Annotated in this window: 19 protein-coding genes; 12 read left to right on the forward strand and 7 right to left on the reverse strand. The window is 71.0% G+C overall.

Annotation, left to right across the window (positions count from 1 at the left end):
• Nucleotides 1-44 precede the first annotated feature (44 nt).
• The 5 genes from HNR30_RS41620 to HNR30_RS41640 are packed head-to-tail and all read left to right on the forward strand — an operon-like array spanning nt 45 to nt 6425.
• Entirely contained in the window at nt 45-2921 is a 2877-nt protein-coding gene (locus HNR30_RS41620) for an ATP-binding protein (protein WP_181615728.1), read from the forward strand.
• A gap of 22 nt (nt 2922-2943) precedes the next feature.
• Nucleotides 2944-3528, forward strand: coding sequence for a thermonuclease family protein (locus HNR30_RS41625; protein WP_181615729.1), 585 nt, complete (start codon nt 2944-2946; stop codon nt 3526-3528).
• Nucleotides 3529-3567: 39 nt separating this feature from the next.
• The gene (locus tag HNR30_RS41630; RefSeq protein ID WP_181615730.1) at nt 3568-4845 is read left to right on the forward strand and encodes a MurT ligase domain-containing protein; all 1278 of its coding nucleotides are present in this window, start codon (nt 3568-3570) and stop codon (nt 4843-4845) included.
• Nucleotides 4835-5551 (forward strand): type 1 glutamine amidotransferase, encoded by a 717-nt coding sequence (locus tag HNR30_RS41635; protein ID WP_181615731.1) that lies wholly within the window; start codon nt 4835-4837, stop codon nt 5549-5551. The genes HNR30_RS41630 and HNR30_RS41635 overlap by 11 nt, the downstream gene beginning before the upstream one ends.
• Before the next feature lie 34 nt (nt 5552-5585).
• Nucleotides 5586-6425 (forward strand): PHP domain-containing protein, encoded by an 840-nt coding sequence (locus HNR30_RS41640; RefSeq protein WP_181615732.1) that lies wholly within the window; start codon nt 5586-5588, stop codon nt 6423-6425.
• Nucleotides 6426-6448: 23 nt separating this feature from the next.
• Here HNR30_RS41640 and HNR30_RS41645 read toward each other — a convergent pair whose 3' ends face one another.
• Nucleotides 6449-6811 carry a DsrE family protein gene (locus HNR30_RS41645; RefSeq protein ID WP_181615733.1) on the reverse strand — a complete coding sequence of 121 codons (363 nt, stop codon included), beginning with the start codon at nt 6809-6811 and terminating at the stop codon, nt 6449-6451.
• A gap of 45 nt (nt 6812-6856) precedes the next feature.
• On the opposite strand from HNR30_RS41645, the gene HNR30_RS41650 reads away from it, so the two are divergent.
• The 4 genes from HNR30_RS41650 to ygfZ all read left to right on the forward strand — a co-directional run bounded on the left by HNR30_RS41650 (nt 6857) and on the right by ygfZ (nt 9272).
• Nucleotides 6857-7336: a heme-binding beta-barrel domain-containing protein gene (locus tag HNR30_RS41650; RefSeq protein WP_181615734.1), complete on the forward strand. Its 480-nt coding sequence runs from the start codon at nt 6857-6859 to the stop codon at nt 7334-7336.
• Nucleotides 7333-7632, forward strand: a complete 300-nt coding sequence (locus HNR30_RS41655; protein ID WP_181615735.1) for a DUF2470 domain-containing protein — start codon at nt 7333-7335, stop codon at nt 7630-7632. The genes HNR30_RS41650 and HNR30_RS41655 overlap by 4 nt, the downstream gene beginning before the upstream one ends.
• Nucleotides 7633-7909: 277 nt before the next feature.
• Entirely contained in the window at nt 7910-8323 is a 414-nt protein-coding gene (locus HNR30_RS41660; RefSeq protein WP_181615736.1) for a Fur family transcriptional regulator, read from the forward strand.
• A gap of 10 nt (nt 8324-8333) precedes the next feature.
• Nucleotides 8334-9272, forward strand: coding sequence for a CAF17-like 4Fe-4S cluster assembly/insertion protein YgfZ (gene ygfZ, locus HNR30_RS41665; protein ID WP_181615737.1), 939 nt, complete (start codon nt 8334-8336; stop codon nt 9270-9272).
• A 7-nt stretch (nt 9273-9279) separates the two neighbouring features.
• Here the strand turns inward: ygfZ and dtd are convergent, their stop codons facing one another.
• Nucleotides 9280-9705, reverse strand: coding sequence for a D-aminoacyl-tRNA deacylase (gene dtd, locus HNR30_RS41670; RefSeq protein WP_181615738.1), 426 nt, complete (start codon nt 9703-9705; stop codon nt 9280-9282).
• A 50-nt stretch (nt 9706-9755) separates the two neighbouring features.
• On the opposite strand from dtd, the gene HNR30_RS41675 reads away from it, so the two are divergent.
• On the forward strand, nt 9756-10670 hold the full coding sequence (locus HNR30_RS41675) for an asparaginase (RefSeq protein ID WP_181615739.1): 915 nt from the start codon (nt 9756-9758) through the stop codon (nt 10668-10670).
• A gap of 2 nt (nt 10671-10672) precedes the next feature.
• Here HNR30_RS41675 and HNR30_RS41680 read toward each other — a convergent pair whose 3' ends face one another.
• Both HNR30_RS41680 and HNR30_RS41685 read right to left on the reverse strand, forming a co-directional pair.
• Complete coding sequence (locus HNR30_RS41680) at nt 10673-11257, reverse strand: ankyrin repeat domain-containing protein (protein ID WP_312895021.1); 585 nt, start codon at nt 11255-11257, stop codon at nt 10673-10675.
• 173 nt (nt 11258-11430) lie between these two features.
• Nucleotides 11431-11931 carry a GlcG/HbpS family heme-binding protein gene (locus tag HNR30_RS41685; RefSeq protein ID WP_181615741.1) on the reverse strand — a complete coding sequence of 167 codons (501 nt, stop codon included), beginning with the start codon at nt 11929-11931 and terminating at the stop codon, nt 11431-11433.
• Nucleotides 11932-12106: 175 nt separating this feature from the next.
• Between HNR30_RS41685 and HNR30_RS41690 the strand changes: the two genes are divergently transcribed.
• Entirely contained in the window at nt 12107-13147 is a 1041-nt protein-coding gene (locus HNR30_RS41690; RefSeq protein WP_181615742.1) for a sensor histidine kinase, read from the forward strand.
• A complete protein-coding gene (locus HNR30_RS41695; RefSeq protein ID WP_181615743.1) occupies nt 13144-13764 on the forward strand; it encodes a response regulator in 621 nt (206 codons plus the stop codon). Before HNR30_RS41690 ends, HNR30_RS41695 begins: the two co-directional genes overlap by 4 nt.
• Here the strand turns inward: HNR30_RS41695 and HNR30_RS41700 are convergent.
• The 3 genes from HNR30_RS41700 to HNR30_RS41715 form a co-directional block, all read right to left on the reverse strand.
• The gene (locus tag HNR30_RS41700) at nt 13761-15335 is read right to left on the reverse strand and encodes a DUF2207 domain-containing protein (protein ID WP_181615744.1); all 1575 of its coding nucleotides are present in this window, start codon (nt 15333-15335) and stop codon (nt 13761-13763) included. The two genes, HNR30_RS41695 and HNR30_RS41700, sit on opposite strands and share 4 nt — an antisense overlap.
• A 78-nt stretch (nt 15336-15413) precedes the next feature.
• Nucleotides 15414-16442: a winged helix DNA-binding domain-containing protein gene (locus tag HNR30_RS41705; protein ID WP_181615745.1), complete on the reverse strand. Its 1029-nt coding sequence runs from the start codon at nt 16440-16442 to the stop codon at nt 15414-15416.
• 478 nt (nt 16443-16920) lie between these two features.
• Nucleotides 16921-17655 carry an alanyl-tRNA editing protein gene (locus tag HNR30_RS41715; protein WP_181615747.1) on the reverse strand — a complete coding sequence of 245 codons (735 nt, stop codon included), beginning with the start codon at nt 17653-17655 and terminating at the stop codon, nt 16921-16923.
• Nucleotides 17656-17680 lie beyond the last annotated feature (25 nt).

The following is a 17680-nucleotide window of genomic DNA, read 5'->3' on the forward strand; positions in this document are numbered from 1 at the left end:
TGGTGACTTGATCGACGGGCGAGTTTGGACGGCGGGGGGATGACATGCAACTGAGCGGACCCTGGTACCTCATTCAGTCGATCGCGGCGCCGTCGCGAAGTTCGTCGGTGGAATGGGACTTCGTCTCCATCCTGCCCGCCGTGCTGTCCGCAGCGCAGCGCGAGCGCCCCTTCGTCATCGGTTGGTTCTCGCGAGGCTCAGGAGCTCCGCTCGAGCTGGTCACCAACGCCGGGCCGCTGAGCCCGCACCCGCGCCGGGCTCAGCGGCCCGCCGGCGCCGAGCCGCTGCTGTTCCCCGGAGGGGCGCGCGGCGTCCTTCTGGACGAGGAACGGCTGGCCGACCTGGCCGACCTGGTCTGGAGCCCGTGCCCGGGCCGCCAGGCCCTCCCGCTGTCGGCCTCGCCCGGCGAGCCCGCCGACGTGTCGCTGTTCGAGACGACCCTGGTCACACTCATGTCCAGGCCCTTCGCCTGGCTGGTGGCCGCCGAGCCCACCGACCTGCTCGACACCGAGGTGGCCCACCTGCGCACCCAGCTCAACGTGCTGAGGCAGTACGGCGACGCCTCCGAGCGCTCCCGCTTCGACGTCGAGCGTGCCGAGCGCCGCCTGCTGGAGCTCGACGCCTACCGCGAGGCGGGGTTGTGGAACGTGCGTGTCCTGGCGGGCGCCGCCACCGCCGAGGAACTACGCCAGATCGCGCCGGTCCTGGTCGGATCGGCCGAGCTGAGCCAGCACCCGTACCGGCTGCGTAGCTCGGGCTCCCAGGTCTACGCCCTGCCCGAGGCGCTCACCGTGACCTTGCAGGACCCCGGCGACGGCGCCGCCGTGCCGTTCGCCGCCACCGCGGGAGCGCTGGCGGCCCTGGCGGGGCTGCCCCGCCGCGAGGTGCCGGGGGTGCGGGTGCTCGACTCGGGGCACTTCGACGTGACCTCCGAGGCCGTCGGCGGCGAGCTGGAGCTCGGCGCCATCCTCGACGGCCAGGAGCGGGCGGTCGGCTCCTTCCGCGTCCCGCTGGCCACGCTCAACCGGCACGCCTTCGTGACCGGAGCCACCGGCTCGGGCAAGTCGCAGACCGTGCGGCACCTGCTGGAACAGCTGACCGCGAGCGGGGTGCCGTGGCTGGCGATCGAGCCGGCCAAATCGGAATACGGCTTCATGGCCGGCCGCGTCACCGAGGCCGTCACCGTGATCCGCCCGTCGGCGCCCGAGAGCGTGCCGTTCAGCGTCAACCCGCTCGAACCCGAGCCCGGCTACCCGGTGCAGGCGCACATCGACATGGTCCGCGCGCTGTTCATGGCCGCCTTCGACGCCGAGGAGCCCTTCCCGCAGATCGTCTCGATGGCTCTGCAGCGTGTCTACGAGGCCAACGGCTGGGACGTGGTCACCGGCGGCGCCGCTCCGGGCGCCAAGGTGCTGCCCACCGTGCCCACCCTCGAACAGCTGCAGCAGCACGCCATGGACGTGATCAAGGAGATCGGCTACGGACGCGAGGTCCAGGCCGACGTCGAAGGCTTCATCTCCGTACGGCTGCGCAGCCTGCGCGTCGGCTCGGCGGGGCGCTTCTTCGAGGGCGGCCACCCCGCCGACATCGGCGGGCTGCTTCAGCGCAACGTCGTGCTGGCCATCGAGGACGTCGCCAACGACGAGGACAAGGCCTTCCTCATGGGCACCCTCATCATCCGCATCGTCGAGCACCTGCGGATGCGTGCCCGGGTCGAGCGCTCCACGGCCCTGCGCCACGTGATCGTGATCGAGGAGGCGCACCGGCTGCTGCGCGACCGCGGCCAGGGCAGGGCCGCCTCGCACGCCGTCGAGCTGTTCGCCGGGATGCTCGCCGAGATCCGCGCCTATGGCGAGGGCCTGGTGGTGGCCGAGCAGATCCCGGCCAAGCTCGTGCCCGACGTGGTCAAGAACACCGCGCTGAAGATCGTGCACCGGCTGCCCGCCTCCGACGACCGGATGCTGGTGGGCGCGGCCATGAATCTCGACGACGAGCAGTCGCGCCACGTCGTCTCCTTCCCGCCGGGCATCGCCGCCGTCTTCGCCGACGGCATGGACCGGCCGCTGCGCATCCGGGTGCCGCTGGGGGAGGAGCGGGAGCGGGTCCTGCCCTCGCCCGCCCCGCCCGTGCGCGGCAGGCGCTCCAGCGCCTGCGGCTCCGAGTGCCGTACCCAGGCCTGCACCCTGATGGAGCTGCGCGAGGCCGACATCATGGCCGAGGCGCCCGAGTGGTCGTGGTTGCGGATCTGGCTGGAGACCGTCGTGCTCGCCTACGTCGCCAATCGGTCGCTGCCGGGGGTGCCGCGCGCGCTGGCCGGGATGTGGGGCGAGCTTCCCGCGCGGCGGCGCGAGTGCGTGCTCGCCACGCTGGTCGAGCGCTGCGTGCGGCGGCGCTCGTGGGCGCTGCGCAGCTGGTACGACCCGGCGCTCGTCACCGAGCAGGTCGCGCAGGTCGCCGCCAGGCTGCTGGCCGGCGAGCAGGGCGGCGCGCTGCCGGGACACGCGTGGGTGATCCCCCAGGTCCGGTGGCTGCACGAGGTCGACAGGCTCTTCCCCTTCGGCAGGCCCGCACCCGACCTGCGCAGCCCCGCCCCGCCCATGGAGTACCCCCTGCTGTCGGCCAACGGCTCGGAACTGCTCGGCCACCGCGCCCGCGCGCTGCGGCACCATCCGCTGTCGATGGAGATGGAGCGCAACCGCGAGCTCGCCTGGCGGGCCATCCTCGGCGACGACGAGGCGGCCGGGCTGCTGGCCGACATCACCGTCGTCGCGATCGGCGTGGAGGCCACGGCCAGGATCCGGCACGTGGGGCAGACCATGGGAGCGGGGTGGCTGGAGAGCGTGCTGTCGTGGCCGCGCCGGTTCGTGCTGCCCTTCGACCACGACGGCGAGCCGGAGATCGCTTTCGTGCCGACGGTGTAATCGTTACGGTGTGCGACCGACCGTGCTCGTTGTGGTGTACATCGTCCTGCTGACCGTGGCGGGCACGGCCTTCTACCGGACGAGGGTGCTGCCCGAGCAGCCCGCCGGCCCTACGGCGGGCGCCCCGTCACCCGTCCCGCTCTCCCCGTCGGGGCCGGAGGAGGCCGCGCGGGTCGTGTGGGTGAGCGACGGCGACACGATCGTCGTCAGACCTGTCGCCGGGCCGTACAAGGGGCAGGAGCAGCGCATCAGGCTCATCGGCCTCGACGCCCCCGAGACGCACCCGGCCCCGCAGTGCTGGGCACGCGAGTCGACGGCCGCGCTGCTCAGGCTCCTCCCGCGCGGATCGACCGTGAAGCTGGCCTTCGACGCCCGCAAGGTCGACGACTACGGCAGGCAGCTGCGATACGCCTGGAACGCCTCGGGCAAGCTGGTCAACACCGAGCAACTCGCCCAGGGCAACGCCTTCGTGCTGCGCATCTGGCCGAACGTGAAATACGAGAAGGCGTTCGCCGACGCCGCGGCCGCCGCCCAGCGGGCGAGGCGCGGCCTATGGGGCTCCTGTCCGAATCCGCAACCACCCGTTCACACTCCGAGGGTCAGCTGACCACGTCGGAGGGCCCCGCGGCGACTATGCTCGATGAGCATGACGCAGCTTCCCCTGCGGGCTCAACTCGCCAGCGCGTTGGGCCGCAGCGCCGCCACCCTGTCCCGTCTCACCGGGCGCGGTGACGGCTCGGTGATCGGCGGCCGGGTCGGCCTCATGCTCGAGCCCGACCTGCTCCGCCAGCTGGCCCGCGACAAGAAGCTGGCCCTCGTCAGCGCCACCAACGGCAAGACCACGACCACCCGCCTGATCGTCTCCGCGTTGCTGGAGATGGGCGAGGTCGCCACCAACGCCTTCGGCGCCAACATGCCCGCCGGGCACGTCTCGGCGCTCTCGCAGGGCAAGGAGGCCCCGTACGGCGTGCTGGAGGTCGACGAGAAGTACCTCCCCGAGGTCCTCGACACCACGGGCGCCGGGGTGCTCTGCCTGATGAACCTCAGCCGCGACCAGATGGACCGCGCGGCCGAGATCTGGCTGCTGGCCCAGAAGTGGCGCAGGGCCCTGTCGGGCAAGCCCACCCACGTCGTGGCCAACTGCGACGACCCCCTGGTCACCTGGGGCGCCTCCACCGCCGCCTCGGTCACCTGGGTGGCGGGCGGGCAGCGCTGGAAGGAAGACTCCTGGTGTTGTCCCGAGTGTGGCGGTCCGCTCGATCGTAAGGACACCGACTGGGCGTGCCGCGAGTGCACCTTCCACCGGCCCGAGCCCCACTGGGTGCTCGACGACACCTTCGCCGTCGACCGCCACGGGCGGCGCTGGCAGCTCGACATCCAGCTGCCCGGCCTGGCCAACCGCTCCAACGCCGTCATGGCGCTGGCCGTCGCCGAGGCCTTCGGCCTGCCGGTCGAGCGGGCCCTGCCGCGCCTGCGCGAGGTCAAGTCGGTCGCCGGCCGCTACACCACCGTCTCCCGCGACGGACGCGACGCCCGCCTGCTGCTGGCCAAGAACCCCGCCGGCTGGCTGGAGGCCTTCGACGTGGCCCTCGGCGCCTCCGACGGCCCCGACCCGGCCGCCGCGGGCCTGCCGCCCGTCCGCGTGTCGCCCGTCATCCTGTCGGTCAACGCCCAGGGCCCCGACGGGCGCGACACCTCCTGGCTCTGGGACGTCGACTACCGGATCCTGCGCGGGCGGAACGTCTTCGTCACCGGCGAGCGCCGCCTCGACCTGGCCCTGCGGCTCGACGTCGCCGACGTCCCCTTCGTCCTGTGCGACTCGTTCTCCGCGGCCCTGGCCATGCAGCCTCCCGGCCACGTCGACGTGATCGCCAACTACACCGCCTTCCAGCAGATCCGACAGGAGTTCGGCCGTGCCGTCTGACAGCGCAGTCCGCATCGTCTGGATCTATCCCGACCTGCTGTCCACCTACGGCGACCAGGGCAACCTGCTCGTCCTGGAGCAGCGGGCCGCCCGGCGCGGCATCCCGTTCGAGTCGATCCGCGTGCGCTCGGCCGATCCGGTGCCCGAGACGGGCGACATCTACCTGATCGGCGGCGGCGAGGACCGTCCGCAGATCCTGGCCGCCGAGCGCCTGCGCAAGGACGGCGGCCTGCACCGCGCCCTGGCCAGGGGAGCGGCCATGCTCGCCGTGTGCGCGGGCTACCAGATCATGGGCTCCACCTTCGGCGGCGAGGAGGGCCAGCCGGTCCAGGGGCTCGGCCTGCTCGACATCTCCAGCGGCCGCGGCTCGGTCCGCGGCGTCGGCGAGCTGGTCGCCGAGGTCGACAGCGCGCTCAACCTGCCGACCCTCACCGGGTTCGAGAACCACATGGGCGTCACCCGCCTCGGCCCGGGCGTCAAGCCGCTCGCCAAGGTGGTCACCGGGGTGGGCAACGGCGACGGCTTCGAAGGCTGCCACGCCGGTCACGTCGTGGGCACCTACCTCCACGGCCCCGCCCTGGCCCGCAACCCGGCCCTGGCCGACCTGCTGCTGCGGTGGGCGGTCGGCTCGGAGCTGGCGCCGCTCGACGACTCACGCTACGAGGCGCTGCGGCAGGAGCGGCTGACGGCGGTCGCCTCGCGGTAACCTCCCCGCCCCGGCCACCCGCTATGTTCGGTGAATGTTGCCTGCTGACAGTCATGTGCACAGCGAGTGGTCGTGGGACACCCGCACCGGTTCGATGGAGGCCACCTGCGCCAGGGCCGTGGAGATCGGCCTGCCGGCGCTGGCCTTCACCGAGCACGTCGACCACACGGTGTGGAGCGTCGAGCCGGGTGAGTTCGACGCCGACGGCTACCTGTCCTCCTTGTGCACCCCCGACGGCCACCTGATCCCTCCCCGGTTCGACCCTGCCGGCTACCTGGCGGAGATCGAGCGCTGCCGGTCCTTGTTCCCCGGATTGCGGATCCTGAGCGGCCTGGAGGTGGGCGAACCCCACTGGCACGCCGACGCCGTCGCCAAGTTGCTCGAGGCCGGGCCGTTCGACCGGGTGATCGGCTCGCTCCACTGCCTGCCGAACGGCGACGGCGGGTTCACCGAGCCGCCCGCGTTGTACTCCCGCAGGGCGGCCACGGAGGTCGTGCGGGCCTACCTCGCCGAGATCCCCAGCCTTGTCGCGGGCAGCGAGGTGTTCTCCGTGCTGACCCACATCGACTATCCGCTGCGTTACTGGCCGGAGCAGGCCGGGCCGTTCGACCTGACCGTGTTCGAGGAGGAGTATCGGCACGCGCTCCGGGTCACCGCCGGGTCGGGGCGGGCGCTGGAGATCAACACGCGGCTGCCGATGCACGCGGACATCGTGCGGTGGTGGCGCGAGGAGGGCGGCCAGGCGGTGACGTTCGGCAGCGACGCGCACGAGCCCTCGGCGCTGGCCCGCGGCTTCCGCGAGGCGGCCGAGATGGCCCGCGCGCTCGGCTTCCGCCCGGGACCGAACCCGTACGACTTCTGGGGACGCGCGTAAACGCTCAGCGGACGGGCGCTCGCTCAGTAGACGAGCGCCTGCACGCCCTCCGCCACGACCTCTTCCACGAACGCCGGGGCGCCCGCGATCCTGACGCCCGGCAGCAGGTCGTCGACCGTGATGTCGCGACGCGCCGCGCACTGCGTGCACACCGTGACCCGGCCCGCGGCCAGCACGGCGTCGAGCAGGTCGGCCAGCGGGGCGGCATGGGGCAGGCTGAACTCCTTGGCCTTGCCGGGGACGGCGAACCACGACGCCTCCCCAGTGAGCCACAGCGAGACGGCGACGCCGCTGGCCAGCGCGGAGGCGGCCACGGTGAAGGCCTGGTTGCAGCGTTCCGGGGCGTCGGCTCCGGCTGTCACTTTGATCACCAGTGATCGTGCCATGCCGTAAACCCTAACGCCCGGAGCCGAACGCTAGGCTTGGGCACCATGGAAGTACATCCCGATCTCGAGCACATCGCCTTCCTCATCGGCCGCTGGGAGGGCGCTGGAGTGGGCGGATACCCGACGATCGAGAGCTTCAACTTCGGCCAGGAGATCGAGTTCACCCACAACGGCAAGCCGTTCCTGGCCTACACCAGCCGCACCTGGCTGCTCGACGAGGCGGGCGGCAAGGTCAGGCCGCTGGCCACGGAGACCGGCTTCTGGCGCGCGCAGCCGGAGCGCCAGCTCGAGGTCGTGCTCGCGCACCCGACCGGCGTGGTCGAGATCTACGTGGGCGAGGTGGTCTTCCACAAGATCGAGCTGCGCACCGACGTGGTCGCCCGCACCCAGACCGCGAAAGAGTACACAGCAGGACATCGACTGTATGGTCTGGTCAACGGCAACCTCATGTGGGCCTACGACATGGCCGCCGTGGGTCACCCGCTGACCTCTCACATGTCCGGTGAACTGAAGAAGGTCGGATGAGCACTCTCTTCACGCCCGCGGTGGTCGACCAGATCAAGCGGCACATGAACGACGACCACACCGACGACTCCCGCATCATCGTGCGCGGCCTGGGCGGCAGGCCCGAGGCCGCCGAGGTGGTGATGAGCGACGCCGACGCCGAGGCGATCTACTTCGTCGCCGACGGCGAGCAGGTGCGGGTGCCGTGGGGCGAGACGATCACGGAGCGGCCGCAGGTGCGGGTCGCGGTCGTCCGTCTCTACCAGGAGGCCTGCGACAAGCTGGGCGTCGCCGCTCGCGGCGAAGGCGAGCACTGAGCGTCCGGCACACATATGAAGAGCCCCGGGCTCTCTCCGTCCGTGGATGGACGGGCTGGATGGACCATGAACGGCATTGCGTCGCCGTCCTCCAGCTACCCGGGGCTCCGGTGGCTGTCTCGATTTCGCCTCAGAGGCGCGAGACGACTCGCGCCCTTAGCGGACGGCCACCTCGCTAGCCCAACTATGAATCACCATTGTTAGGACCACCTCCTTTCCGCGTACCCCCGAAGCTATGCGAAGCGTTCGAGGAGCGGCAAGCGATTATTCTCTGGGCATGGCTGAGACGACGTGGCACGAGGAACTTCGCGCCAAGGGCTACCGTGTCACTCCCCAGCGCCAACTGGTCCTCGAGGCCGTCAAGGAGCTGGAGCACGCCACACCGGAAGAGATCTGCACCAAGGTCCGCGAGACCGCGCGCGGGGTGAACATCTCCACCGTCTACCGCACCCTGGAGCTTCTCGAAGAGCTCGGCATGGTCACCCACACCCACCTCAGCCACGGCGCGCCCACCTACCACCTGGCCTCCGAGGCCAACCACGTCCACCTGGTCTGCCGCTCGTGCGGATCGGTCGGCGAGGTGCCGTTGTCGGCCGCGGACGGGCTGGTCAAGGGGCTGGAGGAGTCGGCGGGCTTCGCCGCCGACGCCCGTCACCTGACCGTCTTCGGGCAGTGCCGGGAGTGCCGATAACCTGGAAGGCATGCGCAGCCCACTGCTCGATCTCCCAGGCGCCGTCGCGGCCAACGCCCCCGACGCCGACGTGGCGGCCCACTACGGCGACCTGTTCGCCGAGCAGCGTGCCCTGGCCAAGGGCGAGGCGATCGTCGACCGCAGCAACCGCGAGGTCGTCCGCGTCGCCGGGGCCGACCGGCTCAAGTGGCTCAACGACCTGAGCTCCCAGAAGGTCGACAACCTCCAGCCCGGCACCTGGACCCAGACGCTCATCCTCGACGCGCAGGGACGGGTCGAGCACCACCTGACGATGATCGACGACGGCGAGGCCGTGCTGGCCCACGTCGAGCCGGGCGGCTCCGCGGCTCTCGTCGACTATCTCGACCGGATGCGGTTCATGCTCCGCGTCGAGGTGTCCGCGCAGCCCGACCTGGTCGTGCTCTCCGGCGCCGACGAAGACTTCCTGGTGCCTCGCGCCGAGCTGGCCGACCACCTGGGCAAGCCGCTGGCCGGGTTGTGGGCCTACGAGGCGCTGCGCATCGAGGGGCACCGGCCGCGGCAGGGGCTCGACACCGATCACAAGACGATCCCGCACGAGGTCGGCTGGATCGGCTCCGCCGTCCACCTCACCAAGGGCTGCTACCGGGGGCAGGAGACGGTCGCCCGGGTGCACAACCTCGGACACCCGCCGCGGCGGCTGGTCTTCCTGCACCTCGACGGGAGCGTCGACACGCTGCCCGCTCACGGCGCGCCCGTGGAGCTCGACGGGCAGCAGGTGGGGGAGGTCGGGTCGGCGGCCAGGCACCACGAGCTCGGGCCCATCGCGCTGGCGGTGGTCAAGCGCACGGTTCCGGTCGACGCGCAGTTGCTGGCCGGGGGCGTGGCGGCGGCGCAGGAGGTCATCGTGCCGCCGGACGCCGGCCGCAACGTGCAGATCGACCCGTCGCTGCGCCGCCGCATCCGCTAGCAGGCTCCTACAGGTCGATGACCAGGGTGATCGGCCCGTCGTTGACCAGCGACACCTTCATGTCCGCCCCGAACGAGCCGGTCTCGACGTGCGCGCCGAGACCGCGTAGTTCCTCGACCACCGCCTCCACCAAAGGCTCGGCGACGGGTCCTGGAGCGGCCGCCTGCCACGTCGGCCGGCGGCCCTTGCGCGTGTCGCCGTACAGCGTGAACTGACTGACCACGAGCAGCGGCGCCCCCACGTCCGAGCACGACTTCTCTCCGTGCAGGATCCGCAGGCCCCACAGCTTGGCGGCGAGCTTGGCGGCCTCCGCGCGGGTGTCGGTGTGGTTGACCCCCACCAGGACCAGCAGACCGGCTTCGTCGATCGTGCCCACTGGCTGGCCGTCGACCACCACGGAAGCGGAACTCACCCGCTGAACCACAGCTCGCATGAGAGCCCATTTTGGCCCACCCATAGACTCGTGGCGAAGGAGGGCGAGAAATGTCGCTGGTTGTGGAGGTTGTCCGGTCGGGGTTCGTGGAATCGGTCCACCAGGCCCGGATGCTCACCGTGGACGCCGACGGCAGGCCCGTGGCGGTGCACGGGGAGGTCGACGCCCTGGTCTCGCCGCGCTCGTCCATGAAGCCGCTCCAGGCGCTCGGCATGCTGCGCAGCGGCCTCGACCTCGAAGGCGAGCTGCTCGCGCTGGCCTGTGCCTCCCACTCGGGCGAGCCGTTCCACGTCGACGGGGCCAGGAAGATCCTCGCGGGTGCCGGGCTCGACGAGAGCGCCCTGCGGTGCCCCGAGGACTATCCGGAGGACCGTACGGTCACCGCCAGGTCGCGGCTGTTCATGAACTGCTCGGGCAAGCACTCCGCCATGCTCGCCACCTGCGTGCTGAACGGCTGGCCGACCGAGACCTACCTGGAGCCGTCGCACCCGCTCCAGCGCGCCATCCGCGACACGGTCGAGGAGCTGACGGGCGAGCGGGTGGCGGCGACGGGCGTCGACGGCTGCGGAGCGCCGCTGTTCTTCGTCTCCATGGTGGGTGTCACACGGGCCTTCCGCGCCTTCCCGCTGTCGGAGCGGGGCAGCCACGAGCGCCGCATCTTCGAGGCGATGTCGGCCTTCCCCGAGTGGACCTCGGGGACGCATCGTCCCGAGGCGAAGCTGATGCGCGCGCTGCCCGGATTGATGGCCAAGGTGGGCGCGGAGGCGTTCGACGCCTTCGTCTTCGCCGACGGCAGGGCGGGAACCGTGAAGATCGACGACGGCGGTCAGCGGGCCAGGACTCCTGTCACCGTGGCGGCGCTGCGGTCGCTCGGCCTGGACGCCCCCGAGCTCGACGCCCTGGCGGTCACGCCGCTGCTGGGCGGCGGGCGCCCGGTGGGCGAGGTACGGGTGCGCACCGCCTGATCTCAGGCCGCCGACAGGATCGCGACGATCTCTCGCTGTCCCTTGGTCCTGGCGTGCTCCAGGGCGGTGACCCCGTCCTTGTCGGCCAGGCCGGGATCGGCGCCGCCGTCGAGCAGCAGCCGGACGATCTCCTGGTAGGGCCCTGACCCGTCGCCCAGGATGACCGCTTCGAGCAGCCCGGTCCATCCCAGGTCGTTGACGTGGTTGACGTCGATGCCGGTCTTGAGCACCTCGCGCACGTAGTCGACGTGCCCCCGCTCGCACGCGGGGATGAGCGAGACGCCCCCGTAGCGGTTGCGGATGGTCATGTCGGGCCGGGCGGGCAGCAGCGCCTTCAGCATGCCCACGCTCCCGGTCACGCCGGTGACGAGCCACGGGGTGTCGTGGCGGTAGTCGAGCGCGTCGGGGTCGGCGCCGGCGGCGACCAGGATCTCGGCCACCTCCACGTGGTCGGCGGCGGCGGCCAGCAGGAGCGCGGTCTGACGTTGCGCGTTGCGCGTCTCGAGGTCGGCGCCCTCGTTGACGGCCGACCGCACCGCTTCCGCGTCTCCGGCCGCGGCGGCGGCCAGTAGTCGTTGGTTGAGCACGGTTGATCCTTTCATGGTCGGATCGGGGGCCGAGCTCCCCCCTCGCTGAGCGCTCGGCACAGGAGCCGGGCTCCTGCGTTCCTGCTGGGCGCCGCAGGCTGTTGCGGCGCCCAGCAGGAGACCTGCCAGGAGCAGGGCGCGACGGCTGGGCCGAGGGCCCGAGGGGGTCATGCTCAGCCCAGGCCGTTCTGGACGGCCTTGAGGCCGGCGTTGGCGATGGCCTCGTCGATGTCGCCGCTGGGCGCACCGCCGACGCCGATGCCCGCGATCGGGGCGCCGTCGACGGCGACGGGGACGCCACCGGCGAGCAGCAGGGTGCCGGGGATGGAGGCCAGCGCCTGGTTCGAGGCGAGCTTGCTGGTGGGCTGGCCGAAGGACACGGCGGTGAACGCCTTGCGCTTGGCCGACTCCTCCGTCTGCGGGCCGGAGCCGTCGCCCTTGAGGATCAGGCGGGTGACGCCCGAGCGGTCCACGATCGCGACGGTGACACGCTGCTTCTGCTTGACCGCTTCCTTCTGCACGGCGTCGGCGATGCGCATGGCCGCGTCGGCGGTCAGGACGTTCTGCTGGGTGACGGTCTTGGCGTCGGGGGCGGCCATGGCCGGGGCGGCGGCGCCACCCACGAGAGCGAGACCGGCGACGGCGGCGGCAGCGGCGGCGATACGGAGCTTCATTGGTGTTCCTCCTGGTCAGGTCGTTTCGACACCCCTAACGATGCCGTCCGCGACCGGCCGCGCCATCGGGAGACGGATCGAGCTGTGGGAGAGAATCGATGGAGGCGGAGCTCAACCGATCGGTTGATGCCCGCCCGCCGTACCTGGCCTAACCTGCGCGGAGAAAGGGGGACCGATGGAGAACGTGTGGCTGAACAGGGTCATGAACGCCGGCTTCTACCTGCTGCTCATCGCGTCCGCCTCGCGACTGCTGTTCCGCCACGCGCTCGACGGCCAGACGGTGCTCGCGCTGGTCATCGCCGCGATGCTGGGCCTCATCTACACCCTGGGCACCCTCTACTGGCAGCGGCTCAGCCACAAGGTCCGGCTGTTCTGGCTGGGCAGCCTCCTGGTGTGCTGGCTGATCCTGGTCGAGGTGGCGCCGTCGTTCTCGTGGTGCGCGGTGCCGCTGCTGTTCATGTGCATGCGGCTGCTGAGCGTGCGGATGCTGATCGTGGCCACGACCGTGCTGACCGCCGTCGTGGTGGCGGTACAGATCTACCTGGGCGACCGGTTCGACCCGAGCCAGATCCTTGCCCCGATCGGTGTGGCCGCGATGACCATCGCGGTCTTCCTGGAGATCCGCCGCGCCGGCGTGCTGCTCGAACGGGAGCGGCTGTCGCGCGAGATCCACGACACGATCGCGCAGGGCCTGACCAGCCAGCGCATGCTGCTGCAGGCGGCCGACCTGGTCTGGGACAGCGATCCCGGCAAGGCCCGCGACTACGTACGGCAGGCGGAGCGCGCCTCTGGCGAGTACCTGGAGGAAGCCCGGCGCTTCGTCCGCGACCTGGCGCCCGCGGCCCTGGGCGGGCAGTCGCTGGCCGAGGCCCTGACGGAGCTGAATCCCGGCGACTTCCGCCTGGAAGGCACGCCGTACCCCATCGACCCGGCGGCGGAGGCGGCGCTGCTGCGCATCGCGCAAGGCGCGCTGGCCAACGCGCGCGAGCACGCGAACGCGACACGGATCGTGGTCACGCTGTCGTACCTGCCCGACGCCGTGTCGCTCGACGTCGTCGACGACGGCGCCGGCTTCGACCTCGACGCGCCGAGCGCGCCCGGTCGCGGTTACGGCCTCAAGGCCATGCGCAACCGGGTCGCCGAGCTCGGCGGCACGCTGGTGGTCGAGAGTGTCCCAGGGGAGGGCACGGCGGTGGCTGCCAGAATTCCGGCATGAAGCTCTTCCTGGTCGACGACCACCCCGTGGTGCGCGCGGGGATCAAGGCGCTGCTCGACGGCGAGCCCGACATGGAGATCGTCGGCGAGGCGGCCAACGCCGACGACGCGCTTCGCCTGGTGGCGCTGCGCGAGCCCGACGTGGTGCTGATGGACCTGCAGCTCGGCGACGGCCCCGACGGGGTCGAGGCCACCCGCCGCATCCGCGAGCTGCCGCGCAAGCCGCAGATCCTGGTGCTGACGACGTACGAGACCGACGCCGACATCGTCAGGGCGATCGACGCGGGCGCGACCGGCTACCTGCTCAAGGCCAGCCCGCCCGACGAGCTGTTCTCCGCGATCCGCGCCGCGGCCAGGGGTGAGAGCGTGCTGTCGCCCAAGGTCGCCGCCAAGATGATGCGCCGCATGCGCGACCCGGGCCCGGCGCTCACGGCCCGCGAGATCGAGATCCTGGAGCTGCTGTCCAAGGGCGCGGGCAACAAGGAGATCGCCCGCGCCCTGTTCATCACCGAGGCCACGGTCAAGACCCACCTCAACCACGTGTACGGCAAGCTGGGCGTCGAGACCCGGACGGCCGCGGTCACGGCGGCCGTCGAGCGGGGCCTCATCAGGCTCTAGATCGAGCGCAGCTGCCTGGTGCTGGAGATGGCGCCCGAGGTGGTCGTGGTGAAGGTGCGCATCGATCCGGCGAACTTCGACAGGTCCCACTCGGCGGGTCCGTGGTACCAGTACAGGTTGTCGCCCTGCTGGGTGATCGAGGCGACCACGCGCGACCAGTGCTCCACACCGTCGAAGATCACCGCGTAGGGCAGGTAGCGGGAGAACAGCTCGACCCGCTGCTGCTGCGGCACCGCCGACAGGTCGCCGGAGAACAGGTGCTCGCGGAAGGCCATCGTGTGGGCGAGCGCCGCCGAACCCTTGGCGGTCTTGGCCGGCATGTACTGCCCGCCGATCGTCAGGGCCGCGCCCGCGATGATCAGCGCGAGCCCGATCAGCCCGTAGGTGGTGAACCAGGCCAGCGCCACCGTCGCGGCGAGGCCGAGTCCGAGCACGATGAGCCCGATCGTGGTCCAGCGGGTGCGCTCGGTGTCGGGACGCCTGGCGAACCAGCCCTGGGTGACGACGTCCTGGTAGAGCGCGTCGCGCACCTTGCCGATGCTCTGCGCGAAGGTTCCGGTGAGCTGGGAGAGCAGCACCGAGTCGCGGCCGTCGAAGATCGCTTCGAACAGCAGCCTTTCGTACGGCAGTAGCGAGCCGGCCGGGGCGTTGGGCCGCTTGACCAGCATCCAGTCCGGCGCGTCGTAGGCGCCCCTGGGCTGCTCGTCGATGCGCAGGTAGCCGCGCACCGCCAGGTCCACGATGGTCGCGGTCACGTCGATCACGTCGGCCTGCTCGTCGACGAGGGTGCCGATCTGGCCGGGCCGTACCCCGTCGGGCGGCGAGAAGTGCCCGTCCTGGACCGGGTTGACCGCCTCGCCCGAGTGCGACAGGCGCACGTCGCGCCCGCGGGTCCAGTAGACGAGGCCGATGCCGCCCAGCAGCAGGATCAGCAGCCCGGCCAGCGCGCCGCCGGTGACGGTGTTGAGCGTGAAGGCGCTGGCCAGCGAGAAACGTTTCTCCAGCAGGGGAGCGGCGCCGGTGGTGCCCTTGGGGTAGCCGACGACGATCGTCAGGGTCTGGCCGGGCGCCAGGCCCTGCTGCTCGAAGTCGGCGTCGAGCCCGGTGTGGTCCATCGAGGCGGAGGTGCAGCCGATGGCGGAGGTGATCTCGCCGGCGAAGCACGACAGGTTCTGGATCTGGGCGGGTGCGGTGACCTTGACCGTCGCCTTGTCGACGGGGACGTTCCAGCCGCTGACGGCGAACCAGCGCAGTTCCTCGATGTCGCCCGCCTGGGCGATGGCGCCCTTGACGTCGTACTCCAGCGTGGTGGGGGCGGTGACGCTCTCCACCTGGGCGCCGGAGATCTGGTAGAGCCGGTCGTTGTCGTCGTCGTAGCGGGTGCGGGTGAGCATGGTCCGCTTGATCGGGCCGCTGCCGGTGATCTTCTCCTTGACGTGGAGCACGCCGTCCTTGCGCAGCTCCATCGTCACCTCGACGGAGATGGGCGCGCCTTCCGCCGAGGCCGGGGTGGGTACGGCGGTCAGGGACACCAGCAAGGCCCCCAGTACAGCAGCGAGTGTTCCCCTCATGGCCGGACATCGTATCCGGGTACAACCCACCTCAGGTGGACCATGCGTAACACCATTGGAGTAATCGGACGTGGCGGGTCAGCTCTCGTCGGGTGTCAAGAGCTCCACCTTGGCCAGTCCCAGGAAGGCGGCCAGGCGGGTGGCCTCGCCGTACACCTCGTCCTCGTCGGGGACGGGCCTGAAGGGCAGCACGCGCAGGGCCTTGCCCTTGATCGCCCACATGCCGTGCACGAACCCGTCGACCAGGAAGGTGGGCCTGACCATGCCGGCGCCGTGGATGACCCGCTTGCGGTCGGCGTCGGAGATGATCCTGGTGCGGTCCTTGTGCGCGAGGATGAGGTTGTCGAAGGCGGGCACGAACCGCACGGGCGCCGGGACGTCCGGCGAGATCTCCGGCATGTCGGGCAGGTCGTAGAGGGCGCCCGACCGCTCCAGCGGCATCTCGTCCATCACCTCGCGCAGCTTCGTCAGCCCCGACCAGGCCTGGACGTCCATGATCGTGGCCGGGCCGTAGGCGGCCAGATAACGCTCGACCATGCGCCTGACATCCGGGGCCCGCATCTCGCCGACCAGTGCGACGGTCTGGCCGGGCCGGGTGCCCCAGCGTCCCCACGTGCAGCAGGGGTGGTACATCGGCAGGATGAGCTCGGCCGTGGCGGCCAGGAGGCGCTCGTCGCGCCCCGGGTACCGCTCGCCGAGGAGCGCCCCCAGTTCCTTGCGGGTCATGACCTCGCCGTCCAGCAGCTCGCGCGCCTTTTCGACGAGTTCGTCGACCTCGATGCCCTGGAGTGCCCCGGTGAAGTAGGGCGACAGGCTCGTGCGGCCGAGCACCCGCTGGACCGTCGGGCGCAGCCAGCGCAGGTCGTCGGTGGCGACCAGGTGCTGGGTGGTGCGGATGAGGGTGGTGCGCATGGCCTGCCGCCCGTCCATCAGCTCGGTGAGCTCGTCGAGGCGGAAGTCGCGCAGGCGGGTCCAGAGGCCGAGGTAGGGCCAGTTGGGCTCCTGGGCCTGGAGGGCGATCAGGTGCCTGACCGCTTCGATCGCGGGCATCGAGTGGCGCTCCAGCAGGAGCTGCCGGTGCAGGTAGGTGCGGTTCAGTGCTCGCATGATGCCAAGGTAGAGGCCATTGCGGCACGTTTCTTTCCGCGAGCCGGTTGGTCGTCTGGCCGTCGACGGCCTGCGCACCGCGACGGCCAGACACGGGGAACAGGTTACGAAGCGGCGATTGACAACGAGTCAACGGCGGGTGGCGAATCGGCCTGTGCCGGCACGACGTCGTCGGCGCGGCAGGAGCAGTAGCCGTGGGCCATGATCAGGTGCGCCCGCTCCGGCGTGAACGCCTCGGGGTGGTCGGCGGGCAGGACGCCCTCGCACGTCGAGCACACAGAAGAAGTCGAAGAAGAGGTTGTCACCGGACCCCCGTCGTGGTGAGGAAGGAAGGCGGGAGTGGGACTGCGCGCACCCCCGGAAAGGGGGCTGCCGGCCGATCACCCCCTGACCGGGCCGCAGCCCCGAGGGAAGCATAGAGTGGTGACGCCATCACGCGGGGTGGGTTTCACGCCTTCCCTTCACACACCCACCACGGTCAGTCGCCGATCTCCAGGCGCACGCGCCGGAATCCGCGCCCCTTGCTCTCGATCTTGGCGACGCGCAGGCGGCCGATCTGCTTCGTCGACGCCACGTGGGTGCCGCCGTCGGCCTGGGTGTCGAGGCCGACGATGTCGACGATGCGGACGTCGTCGACCTCCTCGGGGACCAGGTTCGTGGCCGTCCTGATGATGTCGGGGATCTCGAAGGCCTCCTTGCGCGGGAGCACCTTGACGTCGATGCGCCGGTCGGCCTGGATCTCGGCGTTGCACGCCGCCTCGACGGCCTCCTTGAAGCCGGGCGGCACCTCGGGCAGGTTGAAGTCCATCCGCGCCGTGAACGGCTCCATGTTGCCGCCTGTCACCAGCGCGCCGTAGTCGCGGAAGACGACCCCGCACAACACGTGGAGACCGGAGTGGGTGCGCATCAGCGCGCTGCGCCGTTCGTCGGCCACCGCCGCCTCGACGGTCGTGCCCACCGGCGGGATGGGGTCGCCCTCTGCCGGAATCAGGTAGAGATCGTCGCCTTTGCGTATGCCGACGATGCGGGTTTCCACGCCCAGCCACAGGAGAACTCCGTGATCGGCGGGCTGGCCGCCGCCTCCTGGATAGAATGCCGACCTGCTCAAGACGATCCCCTCGGGCGTCGCGTCCAGCACGACTGCCTCGAAGGTCCGCAACCCTTGGTCGGCCAGTTCGAGCCGCTGCGTGCGTCCGTGGAGATCGAAGCTCATGTCGGCAGCCTAGAGCTATCGAGGT

Source organism: Nonomuraea soli (genome assembly GCF_013761175.1).
Taxonomy (GTDB): domain Bacteria; phylum Actinomycetota; class Actinomycetes; order Streptosporangiales; family Streptosporangiaceae; genus Nonomuraea; species Nonomuraea soli.

What these genes read in the sequence shown, in the direction of transcription:
- HNR30_RS41620 (WP_181615728.1), top strand. Translation starts at nt 45, where the DNA reads ATGCAACTGAGCGGACCCTGGTACCTCATTCAGTCGATCGCGGCGCCG.
- HNR30_RS41630 (WP_181615730.1), top strand. Translation starts at nt 3,568, where the DNA reads ATGACGCAGCTTCCCCTGCGGGCTCAACTCGCCAGCGCGTTGGGCCGC.
- HNR30_RS41640 (WP_181615732.1), top strand. Translation starts at nt 5,586, where the DNA reads ATGTTGCCTGCTGACAGTCATGTGCACAGCGAGTGGTCGTGGGACACC.
- HNR30_RS41645 (WP_181615733.1), bottom strand. Translation starts at nt 6,811, where the DNA reads ATGGCACGATCACTGGTGATCAAAGTGACAGCCGGAGCCGACGCCCCG.
- HNR30_RS41650 (WP_181615734.1), top strand. Translation starts at nt 6,857, where the DNA reads ATGGAAGTACATCCCGATCTCGAGCACATCGCCTTCCTCATCGGCCGC.
- HNR30_RS41655 (WP_181615735.1), top strand. Translation starts at nt 7,333, where the DNA reads ATGAGCACTCTCTTCACGCCCGCGGTGGTCGACCAGATCAAGCGGCAC.
- HNR30_RS41660 (WP_181615736.1), top strand. Translation starts at nt 7,910, where the DNA reads ATGGCTGAGACGACGTGGCACGAGGAACTTCGCGCCAAGGGCTACCGT.
- ygfZ (WP_181615737.1), top strand. Translation starts at nt 8,334, where the DNA reads ATGCGCAGCCCACTGCTCGATCTCCCAGGCGCCGTCGCGGCCAACGCC.
- dtd (WP_181615738.1), bottom strand. Translation starts at nt 9,705, where the DNA reads ATGCGAGCTGTGGTTCAGCGGGTGAGTTCCGCTTCCGTGGTGGTCGAC.
- HNR30_RS41675 (WP_181615739.1), top strand. Translation starts at nt 9,756, where the DNA reads ATGTCGCTGGTTGTGGAGGTTGTCCGGTCGGGGTTCGTGGAATCGGTC.
- HNR30_RS41685 (WP_181615741.1), bottom strand. Translation starts at nt 11,931, where the DNA reads ATGAAGCTCCGTATCGCCGCCGCTGCCGCCGCCGTCGCCGGTCTCGCT.
- HNR30_RS41690 (WP_181615742.1), top strand. Translation starts at nt 12,107, where the DNA reads ATGGAGAACGTGTGGCTGAACAGGGTCATGAACGCCGGCTTCTACCTG.
- HNR30_RS41695 (WP_181615743.1), top strand. Translation starts at nt 13,144, where the DNA reads ATGAAGCTCTTCCTGGTCGACGACCACCCCGTGGTGCGCGCGGGGATC.
- HNR30_RS41700 (WP_181615744.1), bottom strand. Translation starts at nt 15,335, where the DNA reads ATGAGGGGAACACTCGCTGCTGTACTGGGGGCCTTGCTGGTGTCCCTG.
- HNR30_RS41705 (WP_181615745.1), bottom strand. Translation starts at nt 16,442, where the DNA reads ATGCGAGCACTGAACCGCACCTACCTGCACCGGCAGCTCCTGCTGGAG.
- HNR30_RS41715 (WP_181615747.1), bottom strand. Translation starts at nt 17,655, where the DNA reads ATGAGCTTCGATCTCCACGGACGCACGCAGCGGCTCGAACTGGCCGAC.